The organism is Pseudomonas sp. 1, assembly GCF_056626735.1.
The window spans coordinates 24,187-43,043 of record NZ_JBWXMQ010000021.1 but is presented as its reverse complement, the minus strand read 5'-3'; the positions used below and the strand labels follow the sequence as shown (position 1 = coordinate 43,043).

The 18,857-nt window shown below is 62.7% G+C and carries 21 protein-coding genes; 6 read left to right on the top strand and 15 right to left on the bottom strand.

The annotated features are described in order from the left end of the window. Window positions 1-97: 97 nt before the first annotated feature. The gene (locus AC1MDC_RS25340) at window positions 98-1,546 is read right to left on the bottom strand and encodes a sensor histidine kinase (protein WP_085698602.1); all 1,449 of its coding nucleotides are present in this window, start codon (window positions 1,544-1,546) and stop codon (window positions 98-100) included. A gap of 287 nt (window positions 1,547-1,833) precedes the next feature. On the opposite strand from AC1MDC_RS25340, the gene AC1MDC_RS25335 reads away from it, so the two are divergent. The 6 genes from AC1MDC_RS25335 (at window position 1,834) to AC1MDC_RS25310 (ending at window position 8,238) form a co-directional block, all read left to right on the top strand. Further along, entirely contained in the window at window positions 1,834-3,180 is a 1,347-nt protein-coding gene (locus tag AC1MDC_RS25335) for a hypothetical protein (RefSeq protein WP_480393900.1), read from the top strand. A gap of 35 nt (window positions 3,181-3,215) precedes the next feature. Beyond that, complete coding sequence (locus AC1MDC_RS25330) at window positions 3,216-5,450, top strand: Ig-like domain-containing protein (protein WP_227235135.1); 2,235 nt, start codon at window positions 3,216-3,218, stop codon at window positions 5,448-5,450. Window positions 5,451-5,543: 93 nt separating this feature from the next. Then, the gene (locus tag AC1MDC_RS25325) at window positions 5,544-6,008 is read left to right on the top strand and encodes a curlin (RefSeq protein ID WP_064595177.1); all 465 of its coding nucleotides are present in this window, start codon (window positions 5,544-5,546) and stop codon (window positions 6,006-6,008) included. A 26-nt stretch (window positions 6,009-6,034) separates the two neighbouring features. After that, window positions 6,035-7,486 carry a curlin gene (locus tag AC1MDC_RS25320; RefSeq protein WP_480393899.1) on the top strand — a complete coding sequence of 484 codons (1,452 nt, stop codon included), beginning with the start codon at window positions 6,035-6,037 and terminating at the stop codon, window positions 7,484-7,486. A gap of 271 nt (window positions 7,487-7,757) precedes the next feature. After that, the gene (gene relB / locus AC1MDC_RS25315) at window positions 7,758-7,964 is read left to right on the top strand and encodes a type II toxin-antitoxin system RelB family antitoxin (protein ID WP_085712084.1); all 207 of its coding nucleotides are present in this window, start codon (window positions 7,758-7,760) and stop codon (window positions 7,962-7,964) included. Continuing rightward, the gene (locus AC1MDC_RS25310; RefSeq protein ID WP_480393898.1) at window positions 7,921-8,238 is read left to right on the top strand and encodes a type II toxin-antitoxin system RelE/ParE family toxin; all 318 of its coding nucleotides are present in this window, start codon (window positions 7,921-7,923) and stop codon (window positions 8,236-8,238) included. Before relB (AC1MDC_RS25315) ends, AC1MDC_RS25310 begins: the two co-directional genes overlap by 44 nt. Before the next feature lie 80 nt (window positions 8,239-8,318). On the opposite strand, the gene relB (AC1MDC_RS25305) is transcribed toward AC1MDC_RS25310, so the two are convergent. The 14 genes from relB (AC1MDC_RS25305) to AC1MDC_RS25240 form a co-directional block, all read right to left on the bottom strand. Beyond that, window positions 8,319-8,510, bottom strand: coding sequence for a type II toxin-antitoxin system RelB family antitoxin (relB, locus tag AC1MDC_RS25305; RefSeq protein WP_480393897.1), 192 nt, complete (start codon window positions 8,508-8,510; stop codon window positions 8,319-8,321). Between the two features lie 72 nt (window positions 8,511-8,582). Further along, complete coding sequence (locus AC1MDC_RS25300) at window positions 8,583-8,963, bottom strand: DUF6124 family protein (protein ID WP_480393896.1); 381 nt, start codon at window positions 8,961-8,963, stop codon at window positions 8,583-8,585. Window positions 8,964-9,743: 780 nt separating this feature from the next. Then, complete coding sequence (locus tag AC1MDC_RS25295; protein WP_227235128.1) at window positions 9,744-10,604, bottom strand: CsgG/HfaB family protein; 861 nt, start codon at window positions 10,602-10,604, stop codon at window positions 9,744-9,746. Between the two features lie 29 nt (window positions 10,605-10,633). Continuing rightward, window positions 10,634-11,065 carry a curli assembly protein CsgF gene (locus AC1MDC_RS25290; RefSeq protein ID WP_007956141.1) on the bottom strand — a complete coding sequence of 144 codons (432 nt, stop codon included), beginning with the start codon at window positions 11,063-11,065 and terminating at the stop codon, window positions 10,634-10,636. Next, entirely contained in the window at window positions 11,062-11,454 is a 393-nt protein-coding gene (gene csgE, locus AC1MDC_RS25285) for a curli production assembly/transport protein CsgE (RefSeq protein WP_085698595.1), read from the bottom strand. The genes AC1MDC_RS25290 and csgE overlap by 4 nt, the downstream gene beginning before the upstream one ends. Beyond that, window positions 11,451-12,002: a type II secretion system protein gene (locus AC1MDC_RS25280; RefSeq protein ID WP_085698594.1), complete on the bottom strand. Its 552-nt coding sequence runs from the start codon at window positions 12,000-12,002 to the stop codon at window positions 11,451-11,453. Before AC1MDC_RS25280 ends, csgE begins: the two co-directional genes overlap by 4 nt. Continuing rightward, window positions 11,977-12,351 carry a type II secretion system protein gene (locus tag AC1MDC_RS25275; protein WP_011333435.1) on the bottom strand — a complete coding sequence of 125 codons (375 nt, stop codon included), beginning with the start codon at window positions 12,349-12,351 and terminating at the stop codon, window positions 11,977-11,979. Before AC1MDC_RS25275 ends, AC1MDC_RS25280 begins: the two co-directional genes overlap by 26 nt. A gap of 5 nt (window positions 12,352-12,356) precedes the next feature. Further along, a complete protein-coding gene (locus AC1MDC_RS25270) occupies window positions 12,357-12,830 on the bottom strand; it encodes a type II secretion system protein (protein WP_007956136.1) in 474 nt (157 codons plus the stop codon). 2 nt (window positions 12,831-12,832) lie between these two features. After that, complete coding sequence (locus AC1MDC_RS25265; RefSeq protein ID WP_085698592.1) at window positions 12,833-14,680, bottom strand: secretin N-terminal domain-containing protein; 1,848 nt, start codon at window positions 14,678-14,680, stop codon at window positions 12,833-12,835. Continuing rightward, window positions 14,677-15,195 carry a hypothetical protein gene (locus AC1MDC_RS25260; protein WP_085704849.1) on the bottom strand — a complete coding sequence of 173 codons (519 nt, stop codon included), beginning with the start codon at window positions 15,193-15,195 and terminating at the stop codon, window positions 14,677-14,679. Before AC1MDC_RS25260 ends, AC1MDC_RS25265 begins: the two co-directional genes overlap by 4 nt. Beyond that, window positions 15,195-15,743 (bottom strand): GspMb/PilO family protein, encoded by a 549-nt coding sequence (locus tag AC1MDC_RS25255; RefSeq protein WP_085698590.1) that lies wholly within the window; start codon window positions 15,741-15,743, stop codon window positions 15,195-15,197. Before AC1MDC_RS25255 ends, AC1MDC_RS25260 begins: the two co-directional genes overlap by 1 nt. Then, window positions 15,730-16,275, bottom strand: a complete 546-nt coding sequence (locus AC1MDC_RS25250) for a PilN domain-containing protein (RefSeq protein ID WP_480393895.1) — start codon at window positions 16,273-16,275, stop codon at window positions 15,730-15,732. Before AC1MDC_RS25250 ends, AC1MDC_RS25255 begins: the two co-directional genes overlap by 14 nt. Window position 16,276: 1 nt before the next feature. Further along, window positions 16,277-17,080, bottom strand: coding sequence for a hypothetical protein (locus tag AC1MDC_RS25245; RefSeq protein WP_480393894.1), 804 nt, complete (start codon window positions 17,078-17,080; stop codon window positions 16,277-16,279). Further along, window positions 17,061-18,782: a GspE/PulE family protein gene (locus tag AC1MDC_RS25240; RefSeq protein WP_085704843.1), complete on the bottom strand. Its 1,722-nt coding sequence runs from the start codon at window positions 18,780-18,782 to the stop codon at window positions 17,061-17,063. The genes AC1MDC_RS25245 and AC1MDC_RS25240 overlap by 20 nt, the downstream gene beginning before the upstream one ends. Between the last annotated feature and the right edge of the window lie 75 nt (window positions 18,783-18,857).

The window sequence follows — 18,857 nt, the reverse complement described above, 5'->3', positions numbered from 1 at the left end:
TTTCCAGTTGTAACAGTGGCTTGCGCGCGCTGTTACATTCCCCACTCCCCGGTGACCGGGGCCTGACACCCACTGCTGGGGGAAAGTTCACCCCAACTTACTGAATGAGCTGAAACGCCAGACGAACGGTGGTGCCTTCGCCTTCGCGGCTGTCCAGACTCACACCGCCGCCGAAGCGCTCCATGATCCGTTTGACCAGCACCAGCCCAACGCCAAGGCCGCCCTGTTTGGTGGTGAAGAACGGCCGGAACGCCATGCTGCGCTGTTCTTCGTTCATGCCCTTGCCGGTGTCGCTGAGCATGACGATCACGCCACGGCTGTCGCCCGGTTCGAGGGTGATAGTCAGCGTGCCGCCCTTGTCCATCGCTTCCAGCGCGTTCGCCAGCAGGCTGTTGAGGATCTGTGCGAGCTGCACCGGCTGACTCAGCACCATCGGCGTCTGCTGGGGATGAAACACCACGTGCACGCCGGCCTTGGCGATCTGCTGCTCGAACGCCATCAGGCTGTCGTGCAGCGCCGCCACCAGGTTCACCGGTTCCGGGTCGTCATTGAGCGGTCGCAACGATTGCAGCAGCTCGCGCACCCACTTCGACATGCGATCGACCTGGCCGATGATGTCCTTGATGTTTTTCTGCGCAGGTCCCGCATCGAACTCCAGCGCCAGCTCGGCACTGGAACGGATGGTCGCCAGCGGGTTGCGCAGGCTGTGAGCCACCGCCGAAGACATCTCACCCAGGGCGACAAACGTTTCGTTGGCGATCAGTTGTTTTTGCTGGGCTGCCAGCAGGATTGCCGCCCGGCGCACGATCCAGTACAGCCCCAGATAAATCAGTCCACCGCCCAGCGCGGTGGCCAGCCAGATCAGCGCCAACCCGCGCTCCATGCGGGCGATCAGGTCTTTGGGCTCTTTATAGATCTCGACCATCGCCGTGACGTTCTTGCCCTCGGCGTCGAACAGCGGGATGTAGTTTTCGATGAAGATGTATTCCGGCGGCACCACGAATTTCTGCTCTTCACGGGCCTTGTCTACATCGTGATAGCTGGCCGACACCGGAATCCTTTGATCGAACGCCCGGTCGAGGTCTTCGTCGGCATGAATGCGGGTGTTGACCAGTGCGGGATTGGTCGACCAGATCACGGTTCGATCCGGCGCATAAACGTTGGCAAGGATCACATCCGGCAAATGTTCGATGTGATCAAGAAATTCGCCCCGCGCGCTGGCCCTGGCTTGCGGGTTCACATCGGGAAAGTCGTTGTCCTGACGAGGGTCAAGCAGCTCCCCCATGGTGCGGATATTGGGGATCGAGACGTGGCGCACTTCGGCCGAGGCGATGGCCTGAATGAACTGCGCGGTCAGCAAGGCATCGCGCTGCACGCTTTCCTCGATCACGAACCGTGTCGACACCGCCCCCAGCGCTACGGCCACAGTGCCGATCACCGCCATGCTGATCAGTGAAAACCAGCGCAACAGGTTGAACGACTGTTTGGGCGAGCTCAGCCGCTGGCTGCCCTGCTCGACCGGTAGCGATGTTGACTGCATGTTCATGGCGGCGACTTCCCGATACGTCCCTATAGGGTTATAGCCCACGGTTGGGTGTTTGCCCGGATGCGGGTCCCCACAAGCCCCCGGATAACCAGCGCCCTCCCCACAATCCCCAATGCTGGGGAAAGTCGCCCTGTCCGGGCGGGCGTCCCTATCCCCCACGTCAAGCCGCGAACCCTTGCGCCACGGGCCTTTGCCGCCAGTTGGCGCGTCGTTGGTATGGAAGTTGTAAAGCCCTCTGCAACTGACCCATCCCCAAGGGGCAGGTACTTTGATAGAGGGATTAACTCATGCACCCTTTACTGTCCAAAACCGCGACCGTCCTGGTCGTAAGCGCCTTGGCCCAGGGCATTGCCCAGGCCGCTCTGTTCGCCGTCGACCCGGGTCCCTACACACCGGCCAATGGCGGTTTCGCCAGCTGGTATCAGGACACCCACGGTCGCACCCTGGATCTGTGCCTGTCCAAAGCGCTCAGCTCCCGCGTGCCAAGCACACCGGGCGCCCCGTCGTACATGTGCTCGCTGTTGCCGACCCCCGGCGTGTTCGATGACACGCAACCGCTCGTATTCCCCACCAACTTCCCCGATGAAGCATTCTGGTTCACCGGCGATACTTCCATCGTCGATGCGGCACGCGGCATCGACCTGACTTACGTCAGCGCCGTCGAGGCCGCGTTCGGGGGCGGCGACCCTGCGGAAGGCGACCAGATCAGCTTCGCGCGGATCCGCATCCGGGTCGACGTGCCCACCGCCGGCACCTACGTCATCACCCACCCCTACGGCGTCGATGTGTTCACCGTCGACACCCCCGGTCGCCGCGCGATCAACATGACTCGCGACATCGGCATCGGCACCCCGCAAACCTACGACGGCGCGCTCAAGGGTGACATCGGTCCATTCCTGCGCAGCGTCAACGGGCCTTACACCGAGACCAACCCATTGACCGGTGCGGCCGAGCAGTTTGTCGGCGACCCGAACCTCAACGAAGCGGTGACCGGCAGCCCGTTCAACACCAACTACGTGCGGATCGAAGGCCCGGGGGGCATTGACCTGCGCACCACGACCTTCGCCGTATCCGGCAAGTTGTCGACGGTGGTGCGGCCAACCCCGCTGATTGCGCAGCGCAGCACCTACTCGCGCAAACCCGGCGACAGTGCGCCGGTGGCCCAGCAAGACGTGTTCGTCCAGGCGCCGCCAGCGCCCGGTACCGCCGCCATCACCAGCAGCACACCCGTGGTGAACATGACAGAAGCCGACAGCACCGGCAGCTGGTACGCGCAATCGGCGATCAACCCGACCTTGCCGACCGTGCTGCAAGTGACCGCCGACAACCACCTGGCGATCGCCACCAGTTCACCGACCACCCTGCCCATGACCCTCACCGACCTGGTGGTGATCCAGCGCGCCGAGTACAGCCTCAGTTCCGGGCAATTGACTGTGGAGGCTTCGACCAGTGACGAAACTTCGCCACCGGTACTCACCGCGACCTCCGGCACCGGCGCCACCATCGGTGCGCTGGGCGGTGATGGCGCGGTGAAAACCCTGTCCACCGGGATCACGCCGATTCCACCGGCCAGGGTTCGGGTGACGTCGTCCAACGGCGGCAGCGATACCGAAGAAGTGGTCATCGTGCAATGAACGCTCACATGCCCAGATCCGCATCAGGAGGCATCATGAACAAGTGGCCACGTTTCGCGCTCAACGCGCTCGGGCTGACAATCTCGCTGACCGGCAGTGCGTTCGCGCAACTGGCCGCCGTCGATCCCGGCCCCTACACCTTCGCCACCGGGAAATTCCCGATGTGGTACCAGGACAACAATCAACTGTCGATGGAGCTCTGCCAGTCCCGCGCCGCCAGTTCGCGGGTGCCGGTCAGCACCCCGCCGGCGTACATGTGCACCCTGCTGCCGGAACCGGGCGTGTTCGATGACACCCTGCCGATGGTGTTTCCCGACAACTGGCCACCGGAAGCCTTCTGGTTCCTGGCGGAAACCAACATCCCGAACAACGGCGCCGGTTTCGGCGTGGATGCCTACGTGGCCGGTATCGAAGCGGCGTTCGCCTCGGGAAATCCGGTCGATGGCGATCAGCAAAGCTTCGCGCGGATCCGCATCCGGGTGAACGTCCCGGTGGCCGGCACCTACACCATCACCCACCCGTACGGTGTTGAAACCGTCAATGTCACCACGCCGGGCCGGCGGGCAATCAACATCACCAAGGACGTCGGTATCGGCGCCCCGGGCAACTTCAGCGGTGCGCTCAACGGGGCCATCGGCCCATTTCTGCGCAGCATCAACGGCCCGTACACCGAAGTGAACCCGGACACCGGCGGCATCGAAACCTTTGTCGGCGATCCGAACCTCACCGAAGCGGTGACCGGCAGCCCGTTCAACACCAACTTCCTGCGGATCGATGGTCCGTCGGGTGCCGGCTCGATTCAGACCAACCTGTTCACGGTCGCCGGCAAGGTCCTCGACAACCGGCAGCAGACCCATGTCGCCGTCGACCGCGCCACTTATCGCCGTACTTCGGCCGGTGTGCGCGCCGAGGTGTTCGCCGAGGCCGACAGCAGCTCGACCCTGTGCTTTCGTGAAACGTTGGCGTTGCTGCCCGGCCCACCGCCGACGCCATGCCAGACCAGCCTGCTGGGCGACAACAACGGGCTGTTCTTCGGCCAGCGTCTGGGCACCGGTACCCTGCCGTCGGTGGTGGTCGTGACCGCGACCAACCCGGCCGGCACGACCCGTCCGACCGCCGTTTCGGCCAAGCTCACCGACGTGGTGAAAATCCAGACCGCCCGCTACAGCTGGGCCAACCACAGCCTGTTGATCGAAGCCACCTCGACCGATGAAGTCGCGGTGCCGGACATGGTCGCGCAAGGTTACGGACGCCTTTCGAAATCCGGGACTTTGCAAAAAATCACCGTGGCCGACCTGACCCAGCCTCCGGCCACCGTCACGGTCAAGTCCGCCGCCGGTGGCAGCGACACCGAGCCAGTGGTGGTGGTCGGTACCGCACCGGACACCGGCGAGAACCAGGCACCGCTGGCCGTTGCAGACACTGGCAGCACCAGCTTCGGCGTGCCGATCACCCTCAGCCTGTTGACCAACGACAGCGACCCGGACAACAACGTGCCGCTGACCATTACCGCGCTGACGCAACCGGCCGCAGGCCAGGGCACCGTCGCGCTGAGCGGCACCACCTCGGTGGTCTACACCCCGCCAGCCGTGGTCAACACTCCGCTGACCACCACCTTCACCTACAAGGCCCAGGACAGCAAAGGCCTGGCCTCGGCCAACCCGGCGACCGTGACGATCTCCGTCGCGCCCAACCGGCCACCGACCGCCGTCGCCGACAGCGTTGCCACGCTGGGTGTCGCAATCCCGATCAACGTCCTGGCCAACGACACCGATCCGGAAGGCAACACACCGCTGGGCGTCGCCAGCCTGACCCAACCGCCGGCAGGACGCGGCACGGTCAGCACCGACGGTACGGTGATCACCTACACCCCACCGGCCACCGTGACCACGGCCTTCACCACGACCTTCACCTACATCGCCCGGGACAGCTTCGGCGCCCAGTCGACGCCGGCGACCGTCACGGTGCAAGTGTCGCCACGGCCAGCGGCGGAAACCTTCACGATCACCACCTCGACCGTGCAGGCCCGCTCCGGCGGACGCTTCAACTGGGACTTCGCGGGCACCTCATCGGTGACCACCGGCAACACCATCACCGTGCAGGTCACCACCCCGAGCGGATTGGTGACGCTGGGTACAACCACGGTACCGGTGACCGGACGCTGGCGGCTGACGCTGAACAACACGCTGGTCGTGCCGTCGGCCAACCCGACCGCCACTATCCGTTCGTCCCAGGGCACCGTTCGCACCGTATCGGTGACCACGCTCTGAGCCCGTGCCCCACCCACCCCACACCGTTCAATGCGCAGTGGGTGGGGCCAGCTCAGCCCGGATTTCGGATTCAGGAAAACACAGGACAACGCCATGAACACGCCGACCGCCGCCCTGCTTTGCCTGCTCGCCCTGTGCGTCAGTGCGGGCGTGCGCGCCGACGACCTGATGGAAAACGATGACCTGGCGCCCAACAGCGCCGATCTCGGCGAACTGCCGCCCCCCGTGGGCCAGCAAGCCCTGATCGACCAGAACGGCCAGGTCAACCTTGCCCTGCTCTCGCAGAACGGTCAGTCGCTGCTGGGCAGAATCGTGCAGTCGGGCAGCAATCAGGAGGCGTACATCCTGCAACAAGGCAGCGACCTGATGGCCTTGATCACCCAAAACGGCTCCGGCAACGCCGCGTCCATCACGCAAACCGGCAGCCACAACCGTGCGCAGATTTCGCAAAACGGCAACAACAACGACGCCAGCATCGAGCAGGCGGGCACGGGGCTGCAAAGCGCCGTGACCCAGTCGGGCAACGGCATGAGCGTTTCGGTCAAGCAATATCGCTAAGCACTGCAATCATCGGAGAGTTCATCATGTTCAAACTGACGCCCCTCACCGCCGCCATCCTGGTCATGATCAGTGCCCAGGCCATGGCCGACGACAGCATTTCCACCCAGATCCAGCTCGGCACCGCCAACATCGCTGATGTGAAGCAGACCCAGGCCCCGTTCAGCACCGCGACCCAGACCCAACTGGGTCAGGGCAACAACGCCGCCGCCGTGCAAGACACCGCCACCAGCGTCATCACTCAGGACGCCGTCGGCGATTACAACGCCGGTTACGCCGAACAGCTGTATGAAGACAACAGCACCATCACCCAACAACAGACCGGCGCCTTCAACACCGCCCACGCCAGCCAGTCCCTCGGTTTCGGCGCCGGCAACCAGGCCCTGCAACAACAGCAAGGCACCGGCAACTTCTCGTTCGTCTACCAGGACTCGCAGAACGGCAGCGAAGGCAAGACCTTCCAGTTCGGCGACAGCAACGAAGCCAACATCGAGCAACTGTACGAAGGCACCGGCAACAGCTCGGTGATTACCCAATACGGCACCGCCAACTACGGCACCGCCGAACAAGTACTGCACAACGGCGGCCAGATCGGCATCAACCAGGCCGGTGAAACCAACTACGCCTATGGCGACCAGCGCAACGGCACCGGCGGCAACATCACCATCAACCAGTTCGGCAACCTCAACGGCAGCGAAATCTGGCAAGACTCGCAACTGGCCAGCCAGGCCACCGTCAACCAGTATGGCGACAGCAACGAAACCGTGGTCGACCAGAGCTATGGCGAAAACAACACCGCCGCCGTCACCCAGGTCGGCAACACCAACGCCATCTACGCCGACCAGTTCGAGTCGGTCAACTCGACGCTGGCGCTCTATCAAGTCGGCAACGGCAACGTGCATTACACCTACCAGAACGGCGACAGCCACACCCTCAACGCCACCTCGGTGGGCAACGACAACAAGGTCTACGCCAGCAACTGGAAAGGCCCGCAACACGGCGGCCAGTTCGGCAGCAACCAGCGTGCGACGGTCAATCAGGCCGGCAACGGCAACATCGCCAGCTTCACCCAGGACGGCGTCGGCCACATCATGACCACCAACCAGACCGGGACCGGCAACAAAACCACGGTCAGCCAGGCTGATTCCTACAACGAGCTGTACTTCGATCAGAACGGCAGCGACAACATCCTCATCGCCGACCAGCGCGGCACCACCAACCTGGTTCAGGGCTCGTCGAACGGCTCGGGCAACAGCACCGAATTCGATCAATCCGGCACCGGCAACCAGGCCTACACCGCGCAGCTGTACGGCAGCGACAACATGATCACCGTGAAACAGGCTGACACCATGAACGTGGCGTACGTGACCCAGGGCGGGACCGGGAACATTGCCAATGTGGATCAGAGCGGGATGACGCAGACCGCGAATATTCAACAGTTCGGGTCGGCTAACCAGGCGACAGTGTTGCAGCAGTAAGGGTTGGGTGTTGGAAAACCGCGACCTGTTGAGGGTCGCGGTTTTTTTTTGCGCTGACGCTTGAGTGGCGTCCTACGGAAAACATACCGTTTTCAGAAAATCGGGGACTTTTCTGACGAATTCTGGCGGTTGGCCGTCGGAAGTGCAGGCTCTAGGATTTGCCGGGACAACTTGATCCTCATGGAGCTTGGCCAACATGCAATTCATCCAGACAGCGACGACAGCGATACCGTTACCGAATAGACTTCCAGGCACCAAACCCGGAGGTTCCATGATCGACCCGTCTTTGATCGACCCACTGTGCCCGGTTGTTTCGGATCTTGGTCCCGAGGAGCAGGCTGCGAGTTATGACCGTTGGTTTCGGGCCGAAGTACAGGCCTCTCTCGATGATCCGCGTCCGAATATTTCGCATGACCAGGTGATGGCTGAGATACATGCCTTGCTCAAGGCAAAAGACAATGGTTTCGAGGTCGATTGAGTGGAGGCCCGAAGCACGGGCCAAGCTAATGCTAATTATCGACTTCATAACAGAAAGACATCCGAGAGCAGCCAGAGAGCTCGTTAGGGCGATTGGAAAAGCTGCATCCAACCTTCTGGAACATCCTCGCCTCTATCGAACCGGTCGGATCCCCGGCACTCGAGAAGCTGTTGTACATTCGAGTTATCTGATCATCTATCGGGTAACCGATCGAATTGAAATCGTGAACGTACTGCACACTCGTCAGGAGTATCCGCGAACTCGTTTTTTCTAATCCGTTGTTAACTCTGCCCCAAACAAAAACCGCGCGTCTGTCAGGGAGCGCGGTTTTTCGTACTGCCGCTGCGAGAAGCCTCATTCCGTCTCATGCTTTCTTCGTTTTTCCTCCATCAGGGCCGACATTTCAGCCATCACCTGCTCATTCGGAATGCTGGGTCTTGGGTCATCGATTGAAGCCTGTACTTTGGCACGCAACCAGCGGTCGTAGCTGGCGGCCTGCTCTTCGTTTTCGAAGTCTGAAACGATTGTGGAGATCAGGGGATCCATGGTGACTCCAGTTTGAATGTGAAAAACGCGACCCATTGCTGGGCCGCGTTTTTTTATTGGGCATGTGCTGGATCAGCCCTTCAGTTCGACGTGATCCAAGGCTTGATTTACGGCCAGTTCACCCAGCATGAGGATCTGCGCGATGCCCAGGGCGGTTTTTCGGTGGGCGGGGTCGAGGGTGGCGGCGAAGTTGTTGAGCATTTCGCTGGCCGAGCCCAGGGATTCGCTGGCGTTGGCGAGCAGGGATTCGGTGTTGTAGGCCGGGTTGGCGAGGTACATCGGGGCGGGTTCGTTGACGCTGCCCATGATGTGGGCGCCGGGGCAGAGGTAATGATCGAGGGCGCGTTCGGCGGCTTCGTGGAGTTTTCTGGAGTTGGTGGAGGTGTATGGGGAGGTTGGGTCGGTTTCGAGGTTGGATTGGGTTTCGGGTGGGTTTGGCGTTGGTTTTTTCATGGTCATTTCGTCCTCATTGATGATTGCAGCCGGCCCAATCGACTTCCAGGAAGAATGGGTGGCAGCTGTACGCGGGCTGGAAATCCGGGGGAGAACGCGACCCGGCAGACATAAATGTCTCCCGCGCACAGCCGCCATAACAGCGTGCACACAATGAAGGTGCGCAAGCATACGTTATGAACAGCGTTTTCGCCTTCTCACATTCCCGGGTTTCCAGGCCCGGCCGCTGAATTGGCAGCGACCGAAACAGGCTAGAGCCCGCGCTTCCGACGGACAACCTGAAAACCTTGTGGGAAGGATCGCTGAAACAGACACAACTTTTAAACATTCGAGAATGGGACGCGGAGCGTCCCGGGCTGCATTCCCACGCGGAGCGTGGGAACGATCAAAGCAAAAGCAATCCGCTTTTCGCTTTTCGCTTCTCACCACTCAACGCAATGAGCGTTAGCTCGAGTAAAGCTTTTGACGTGCTGGCCCCTTCGGAAGGCTGAGTGGAGGGATTCATCCGGGGGAGGGAGCGCAGCGACCGTGCGGCGCAGCCGCATGCATCGAGAGGAGGTGCAGCGAAGCAAACCGTAGGCGATGCCCCCGGATGAATCCCGGAGCGAAGGAACCCCGAGCCCCAGCGAGGGGCCGAACGCCGGGGCCCAGACCTTTGGTTACTTTGGGGCGTTTGCCAAAGTGACCCGCCGTAAGGGCGGAACCGTCAGCGGCCGCACCCAAAGAAACGGATATTCACACCCCCCCAAAGGAACCTGGTCGGCCCAAAGGCCGCCACGTTCACTCGGCATCCGGATCAATCTTGTTCTGAGTCAGGTACCGATTCAAAACATCATCCTGCGAAGGCGTAGAAGCATCCCCGGCAACCTGCCACAACCGCCGCTCAATCCCCTGCGCCAGCAAATGCCCCACCGCCGCCTCGATCGCCGACAACACACAAAGCTGAGCCGGCTCATTGGTCGTGTACCCCGCCTCAGCCTCAAGCAACTTTTTGAACTCGATAAACTTGAACACCCCGGCACTGCGTGCCACCGAATAAATCGTCTTGCTGGTCATCACATTCGCCAACACCTGCCCGCTGCGCACATCCACCGCGCGCAAATTCACAGTCACCTGATCCACCCGATACTCCCGGGTCAGATCAATCCCCAGATACCGCGCGCCTTCCCCACCGCTGCGCACGTTGGTGTCGTAAGCGATGATCCCGCCCTCGAGCATCATGTTCGCCGCCTGCAACGGTGGCAGCTCACCCTGAATATTCACCGGCGTATTCGGCTTCTTCTGCGACGCCCGAATGATCTTGCGTTCCGTCAGCAGGTTCTGCAGCCCTTCCCGCTCAAGCACCACAAACCAGCCACTGGCCTGCATCGCGTCCATCAGCATCGACGCCGCGCCCTGGGTGACGCTGGTGGAAAACGAACTCGCCGGCGTCGGTTTGTACTGCCCGGTCTGGTCACGGAAGCCGTACACCACCGCCATCAGCCGGCCCTTGGGTCGCGGCATTTTCAGCAAGTCGTAATAAGTCGAGGCCCTGGGGGTCAGGGTCGGGGTCTCGGTGTCCTGCTCGGCCGGCATCGGCTCGCGCAGACTGCACCCTTGTAATGCTGCCAACATCAGCCCTAGCGCGATTATTTTTTTCATGTCCATCACTCCCCGGAACCGTCATCCCGTCATGGATTGAGGCCGTTCACCTGAATTTCGGAAACTTCGCCACTCGCTCGGTCGGTCACTTCAATCGTGAGTGCCCCCGAGTCATCAACGACGTTGACGATAAAAGCGTCGGTAGACAGGCTCCCCGTGTTGCCGGTGGAGATGTTGTCCAGCAGTTGCCCCAGCAACCGCGACTGCAATTGACTGGTGAAACGTTCGAGTGCCGAGGTGCCGGCCACCGTCGAGCGCTTCTTGAGATCCGGATCGTCGTGGTCGTTTTGTGCCTGGGCGTTGTTGAGCAGCCAGGTGCCGTTGAGCGGGTTGCCGCCGAACGACGGGTTGACCGGCGTGTAGACCAGTTCGGTGGCCTGGACGGCAGCGGCGCTGGCAAGCCCGATCAACAACCCCGAGATCCAGAATCCGCTGCGCCGTGAGAACGTTGTCGTGTTCATAGTTCGTCCTTCTCAAGGTCGGTGGTGTCCTGCAACAGGGCTTCCAGCTTGCGCCGGACGACCTCCAGGCGAACCGAGTCGGCGGCCTCGTAGGCCTCGTCCTTCAGTTCCACGGTGTTCGGCGGCAGGAAGCGCCGATACACCAGGCGTTGTTGATATTCGACGGTCACAAGGCTGCCCCAGCGCGCGTCGGGGCGCTCGCGCACCACCAGGTTGAAATCCATGCGGCTGGTGTCGCGCAGGCGTTCGCTGAACGAGTAGTAAAAGTCGTGGCCGATGTGCGAGATCGTGTCGTCGACGATGAAGCCCATCATTTCGTCTTCCTCGCTGGCGATGGCGCAGGCCGCCGCTAGCGAGAGGATCAACGCGCACCACCCTTTTGCGTTCATGGCTGCAACGCCTGCGGCAGGGCCGACTGGCCTTTGGCCGGCCCCCCGCTGCCGGAGCCGGCGCCATCGAGAAAGGCTTTCTCGGCCACGAACTGCCAGTCCGAATAACGCTGCATGCCCTCGAAATCCGACCACTGCGCCGGGAAGTCCGCCTGCTTCAACGGCACCTCGGTGGAGGCACTGTTGATGCCGGTGATGCGCCCGTCGAAGCCGCGTTGCAGTGCCCATTCGCCGCCACCGATCGGGTCTGGATAGAGTTGGCGGATATGGTGACGCGCCTCGGGAAAACGCTCGTCATCGAGCAGGTCCACCAGTTCTTTCGGGTACTGCGCCAGCCCCGGCGAACTGCGGTAGTAGCTGCGCAGCGCCTGGGCGTATTGGGTGCCGACCCACAGCAGTTGCTTCTCGCGATCGCGGCGCGACACGGTCGACCACAACTCGCCGGCACTGGCCAGGCCCATGCCCATGATCACGATCAGGAACAGCACGCCCAGGTAGGTGAACCCACCCTGCTCCGCGTGCTTACCACTCGGAATACTGGCTGCCATCGCGCGCCCTCCCGGTAGCTCCGCTCTTGATGTCGGCAACGCCGCCCGCCACGCCGTCCGGTGGAGCGATCAGCACCCATTGGTCATTGCGTTCGGTGATCGGGTCCAGCGGCGCGTTGCGCAGGTAACGCATCTCCACCAGTTGCTCGATGGAGTCGGGATAGCGCCCGGTGTCACCGTAGTAGTGATCCAGCGCCTCGCGCATGGCCGACAGGCTCTGGTGCAACGTGGTCTCTTTCGAGGCCTCAAGGCTGTTGAAGTAGCGCGGCAAGGCGATGGTCATCAGGGTCGCGATGATCGCCATCACCACCATCAGCTCGAGCAAGGTAAACCCCTTTTCCCGGCGCATGAGAGTCACCACTCGCGGTACGCGATGCCGTTGAGACCCTTGCCCCGGGCATGGGAGTAGACGTCGAACACGTCTTCGCCATCGCGCGGGTTCTGGGCCGAACTGTTGTAGGCCCGCAGGCCCCAACCGCCGTTGTCGTCACGTTTGGCCGGCACCAGCGGATCCCGCGGTATCCGGCGCAGAAAATAGAACTTCGCCCCCTTGGCGCTGCGCACGTCGCGCACGCCTTCGACCAGCACTTTCAGGTTCGGCGGATAGCCGCTGCTGTTCAGGGATTTCTCGATGTAGCCGGCATCGAAGGCACGCTTGTAGGCGTCGATGCCATCGCGAATCTGATACAGCGCGGTGCGCAGTTCCTGCTCCTTGCCACGCCGTACCAGGGTCTCGGTCAGCGGCGCGGCCATGCCGGCCAGCAGGCCGATCAGGGCCAGCGTCACCACGACTTCGATCAAGGTAAAACCGCGTTGGGAGGCGTTCATGATCAAGGCTTCTCGACGGTCACGTGAGTGGTTGCCACGGCCGCTTCACCGACTGCACGAGGCTGCGCGGCAGGCGCTGGCATGGTGTAGTTCTGCGAACGGTCCGGCGCCTGAATGTGCATGCTGGTTTCGGTACCGGTCGGGAATTCCATGTCCGACGGGCTCTGGTACGGCAGGTTGCGCACGATCCGTGGGGTGATCGAGAGCACCAGTTCCGATTTGCCGATCGTGTCCTTGTTGCTGCCGAACAGCCGGCCCAGACCGGGAATGTCGCCGAGGCCCGGAATCTTGTTGCCGGTGGCGCCGTGGTCGTTGCGCATCAGGCCGGCGAGGATCTGGGTTTCGCCGTCATGCAGGCGCAGCGAGGTCTGGGCGTTGCGGGTATCGACCTGCACCGGAATCGTCCCCTGGCGGGTCGGTTCCAGCGGTGTGGCGTTACTCACTTCCAGGGCGATCTTGATCGCCACTTCGTTGTTCAGGTGCACGGTCGGCTGCACTTCGAGCTTCAGGCCGACGTCGAGGTAGGTCACGCTTTCGGTGATCACCGGGCCTTGAGTCGAAGGCACCGAGGTGGCGCTGATGATCGGCACGCGCTGACCGATGTGGATGCGCGCCTGTTCGCGGTTGCTGACGCGGATCACCGGGCTGGCCAGGGTGTTGATGTCGTTGTCCTGGGCGTTGATCTTGGCTTGCGGCGACGGCGAGATCGAAATCCGGCTGGAGTTAATGCCCTTCAGTTGATCGAGAATGGTCACCGCCGAACCGTCGCTGTTGACCACCCCGAAGGTGTTCGGCCATTGCAGGCCGAGGTCGAGAATGCGCTGGGTGGCGACTTCCATCACTTCCACTTCCAGCACCACTTCGGGGTTGGACTGGTCTTGCGACTGCAGGAGTTTCTCGGCCATGCGCACCGCGTCTTCGGTGTCACGCATGGTCAGGGTGTTGAGGCGTTCGTCGACGAACACGTCGCGGGTCTTGAGCATGGTTTTGATCATGTTCAGCGCGGTGTTGGCGTCGATGCTGGTCAGGTAGAAGGTGCGCATCACCAGCTCTTGATAGTCCTTCAGCTTCTGCGGCGAGTCCGGAAAGATCAGCAAGGTGTTTTCGTTCACCACTTTCTGGTGCAACTGGTTCTGTTGCAGCAGCAGTTGCACGGCGTCTTCGATGCGCACGTCACGCACGAAGATCGTGGCTTTCATGTCCGGACGCAGGTCCTTGTCGAAGATGAAGTTCAGGCCGGCGACCTGCGACAGCACTTCGAAAATGGTCTTGAGGTTGGCGTCGCGAAATTCCAGGGTTACGGGGCGGTCGAGCCGGGTGCGCAGTTGCGGGTACTGGACCACGTTGCGGCTCTGCACCAGACGAATATTGCCCTGCAGCTCCAGCGCGCCTTCGTTGGTCGGGTCGAGTTCGAGTACCTGTTTCACCTGGCGGTCGGCGCCGTAAATGTCACCCCGGCGCAGGTCGCCACGGGCCAGTTCGATCTTTTCGTCCATGCTGCGCAAGTATTCGAGCTGGCGCAGTGCGTCCTGGGCGCGGCGGTTGTTGGGCTCGATGGTCAGCACGCGGTTGTAGGCGGTACGCGCCGAAGCGAAATCGCGGCGGGCGCGGTCGGTGTCGCCGGAGGTCAACAGCGCAGTGATTGCCTTGGCCCGGCCGCTGTTGAGCAGCAGGTGCAGCTCGGTGTCGCGCGGATTTTCCCGCAAGCCTTCCTCGATCCGGGCCAGGCCCGCCTCGTACTGCCCCTGATCGATCAGGTCGGCGGCTTCCTTGTTGGCGACCTGCGCGGAACTGCACGCGGCCAGCCCGGCACACAGGCCCAGGCTCATCAGCAAACGGGATCTGTTCATTGCGTACTCCCCACAGACAAGGTCTGCGACAAATGCAAAGGCAGGTAGACCAGGCTCAGCTCCAGATCGGAAATCGCCGCAATCTTCCAGGTGTCGTCGATCACATCCCCGCTGCGCACGACGTAGATTTTCTCGCCGTCCTGCAAAAACACCTGCAGGTCGCTGCGGTCATGCAGCCTGCCGACGAACTGGAACGGCACCGGTGGCAGGCTCGGGGCTTGCACCACCGGGGTCGGGTTGATCGCTTGTTCGGTGACCGTCGCCAAAGTCGGCGCGGCCTTCCAGGATTTGCTCGCAAACAGATCGCCGGCCGGGCTCAGGTCCTTGATCGGCGCCGCATCCGCCTTGGCGCTGCTGGCGGGCAAGGCGCCACGGGCAGTGGTTTTCGCCGGGCTGGCCACGGCAACCTCGGTCGAATCCGCCTCGTCGCTCGGCGAGAAATATTCCGGCAACCAGGCCAGCGCCGCCGCCACGCCGAAGAATGCCACCCAGCCGGTTATGCGTTTGCTGTCCATCACGACCTCGACAGATAGAGGGTCATACGGATCCGGCCGCTGAGGTCGGTGTCGGCGATTTTCTTGCGCTGAAACTCGACGTCCTCCACCACCACCGCCGGCAACTGGCCGAGCAAGGCATGCAGGAAGCGGCGCAGTTGCGGGTAGCTGCCGCGCACCGGCAACAGGATCTGGTAGCGCGCCAGATGCGTCTTGGGATCGACGCCGAGGGCGTATTCACCGCGCGCCAGGGTGATGTGTTCCTGAGCGGCAAGGGCGTAGATGCGGTCGATGGCGACTGTGGCTTGCGGCTGGGCCGGCAGCTTGTTGCGAAAATCGTCGAGCTGACGTTGCGGCACCACGGGCGGCGCGATGCTGCCGTCCTCGACTCTGGCCAGGTATTCGCTGGCCTCTTGGGTTTGCTGGCTGAGCTGTTGCAGCGATTGCCAGCCCGGCAGCAAACCGCCGAGTGCCCAGGCAACCGTGACCAGCAGCAGCGCCAGTCCGGCCAGGCCTGGAACACCGAGACCTTGCAGGTACTCGTGAACGATCAGTCTAGGGATTCGCATCGCCCATCTCCCAGGTCGCCGACAGGTTGAATTGCACCGGTTGCTCCGGCGATTTGACGACGATTTCGTGGCTCAGCAGCGACACGTCGGACAGCTCGTCACTGGCCTCCAGGCGTTTGTGGAAATCCAGCATCGCTTGCAGATCCCGCGCCTCGGCGCTGATCCGCACCTGGCCCTTGCGCGCATCCGGGGTCAGGGTCAGCAAGGCGATGTCGTCGCGCGGCATGGCTTCGAGCATGGCGAACAGGCGCTCCCAGGGGCGGCGCAGTTGCTGCGAGACCTTGCGCATTTCGGCGAGGTTCTGCGCCTGCTCGCGGGTTTCTGCCGGGCTCAGCGTGGTCTTGGCGCCGCTGTCGCCGGTGAGCTGGCGCTGGGTGTGCTGCAAGTGACCTTGCTGTTGTTCGGCCTGATCGTCGAAGTGCTGCTGCACGCCGAAGCACGCCAGCGCGAGCAACACACCGACTCCGAACAGGCTCCAGCCCAACGGGCCGGAACGCGGACGAGGCTGGAAGTCAAGGTTCAAGGCGCGCATGTCAGGCCACCGCCCGGGACATGACGTACAAGGCGTCACGCACAGTCATCGATTCGTCTTCGAGGGTGCGCAGGTGCACCCCCGCCACATCCGGTTGCGCATCGAGGCGTGCCGGGGCGTGCAGGTAAACGTTGAAGGCGCGCTCGCTGGTGGAAGCTTGCAATTGCCGTTCGCGACCGATCAGCGCGCTGAGTGCCGCGTCGCTGTCGCTGCCGCCCACCGAGCGCACCGACGCCCAACGACCCTCCCGCGCCAGCAGCAAGACGCTGCGTTGCGGTTCGGCGACCACGAACAGGAAGTCACCGGCGTCCAGGCTTTTGTCGAAGCGGTTGAACGCCGTCATCAGGTACGGCTGCACCGAACGCAGACGCAGGCCGCGACCTTTGACCAATGTGCGCAGGCGTTCGAGCAAGTCTTGCGGCAGCGCACTGGCGACACGGTCGTAACCGGCCGGCTCGGCGGACAACACCAGACTCCACGGTTGGGTCGGTGCGCCGAACAGGTCTTCGAAGCACAACCGGGCGAAGCCGCGCAGTTCTTCAGGGCTGCTGATCTGTTCGCTCCAGGGCACCAGGCAAAAGCGGCTGAAATGGCCGGAGATCACCACGCTCAGCTCGGCACCGGCGCGGGTGTGTTCGCCGAGCAGACGGTCGAGGGTGTCCAGCGCCACCGCGTAGCTCTGGAAGCCTTCGTCGATGTAGCCGACGCTGCCCAGCCACAGGGTGTGGCTGCCCCGGCGCTGGCCGAGGCCGACACCGCTGGCGCCGAGCACGGCGATAAACTGATCACGCGATAAAAGTGACACGATTGATCTCCTCCAGCGTGGTCCGACCGTGCTCCACCAGCTCCAGCGCCGATTCGCGCAACAGGCGCAAACCACGGGCGCAGGCCAGGGCTTTGATCTGGGTGATGGGTTGGCGCTCGACGATCATCTGCCGCAGTTCGTCGTCCAGATGCAGCAGCTCGGCAATCGCCGTCCGACCGCGATAGCCGCTGCCGCGGCAGTGGCCGCAGCCTTTGCCGTGGACGAAGTGGTAGTGATCGACTTGCTGTGGATCGAGGCCCGAGGCACGCAGCTCTTCATCGCTCGGGTTGACCGGTGTGCTGCAACTGCTGCACACCAGCCGGATCAGGCGCTGGGCGAGAATCGCGTTGAGCGCCGACACCAGACTGTAGGGGTCGATTTCCATCTGGGTAAAACGACCGATCACGTCGAACACGTTGTTGGCGTGAATGGTGGTGAACACCAGGTGCCCGGTGAGTGCCGATTGCACGGCGATCTGCGCGGTGTCCGGGTCGCGGATCTCGCCGACCATGATCTTGTCCGGGTCGTGACGCAGGATCGAGCGCAGGCCACGGGCGAAGGTCAGGCCCTTCTTCTCGTTGACCGGAATTTGCAACACCCCCGGCAGCTGATATTCCACCGGGTCTTCGATGGTGATGATCTTGTCCACACCGTGGTTGATCTCGGTGATCATCGCGTACAGCGTGGTGGTCTTGCCGCTGCCGGTGGGGCCGGTCACCAGCACCATGCCGTAGGGTTCGGCAGCCAGACGGCGCAATTGACGTAGGGTTTCGTCTTCAAAGCCCAGCGCCTGAAGTTGTACGCCGCAGACCTTGTCGGCCAGGTCCTGTTTGTCCAGCACCCGCAGCACCGCGTCTTCGCCGAAGATGCTCGGCATGATCGACACCCGGAAGTCGATCTGCCGGCCGCTGATGCCGATCTTGAAGCGACCGTCCTGGGGCACGCGTTTTTCGCCGATGTCCAGTTCGGCCATGACCTTGACCCGCGAGATCACCTGCTCGGCGAACTCGCTGCCCTGGATCTTGCCGATGTTGTTCAGCACGCCGTCGATCCGGTACTTGATCACCAGGCCATGGCCGGTGGTGCCGAGGTGGATGTCGCTGGCGTGCATTTTCAGCGCGTCGTACAGGGTCGAGTTGACCAGTTTCACCACCACGCTCGAGTCTTCGCTGATGCTGGTCAGCGACAGGCTTTGCAGGGTGTCGGTCTCGCTGCCGGCATCGGCCTGGGCGTTGAGCGATTCGACGGCGTGGAAGCTTTCTTCGTGGCGGGCCAGATAGGCCTTGAGGTCGTCGGCGTGCACCAGGTACAGCGGCGCGCCGTGCAGGCATTCGTCGATCCAGGCCAGGCGCGACGTGTCGAAGGGGTCGGCGAAGACGCCGATGACTTCGTCGTTGTGGCGCAGCAGGATGAATTCACGTTTGAGGCATTGCGCGAGGGTGACCCGGTCGAACACCGGGGTCGCCAGAAACAGCGTGTCGGTGTCGAGCACCGGGTAATGCAGGGTGGCGCCAAGGCTGGCAATGAACGGCATCGGCGCCAGCTCACAGAGCACGGCCAGCGCATCGAGCACCCGTTCCCCGGAAGTGCTGGCCCGTGCCCGGGCCTGGGCCAGTTGCTCACTGGAAAAGCGGGGCGGGGTCTGTGCCTCCTGTGGAGGAGTGACCGACAGCGGTTCGACGACAACGGACAGACGATCCATGGCTTGCTCTCCAACACCCGGGGCTTGAGGCCCTGACGGCGCGGGAGGCGGGTTCGGCGAGTGCCGGAACGTCTA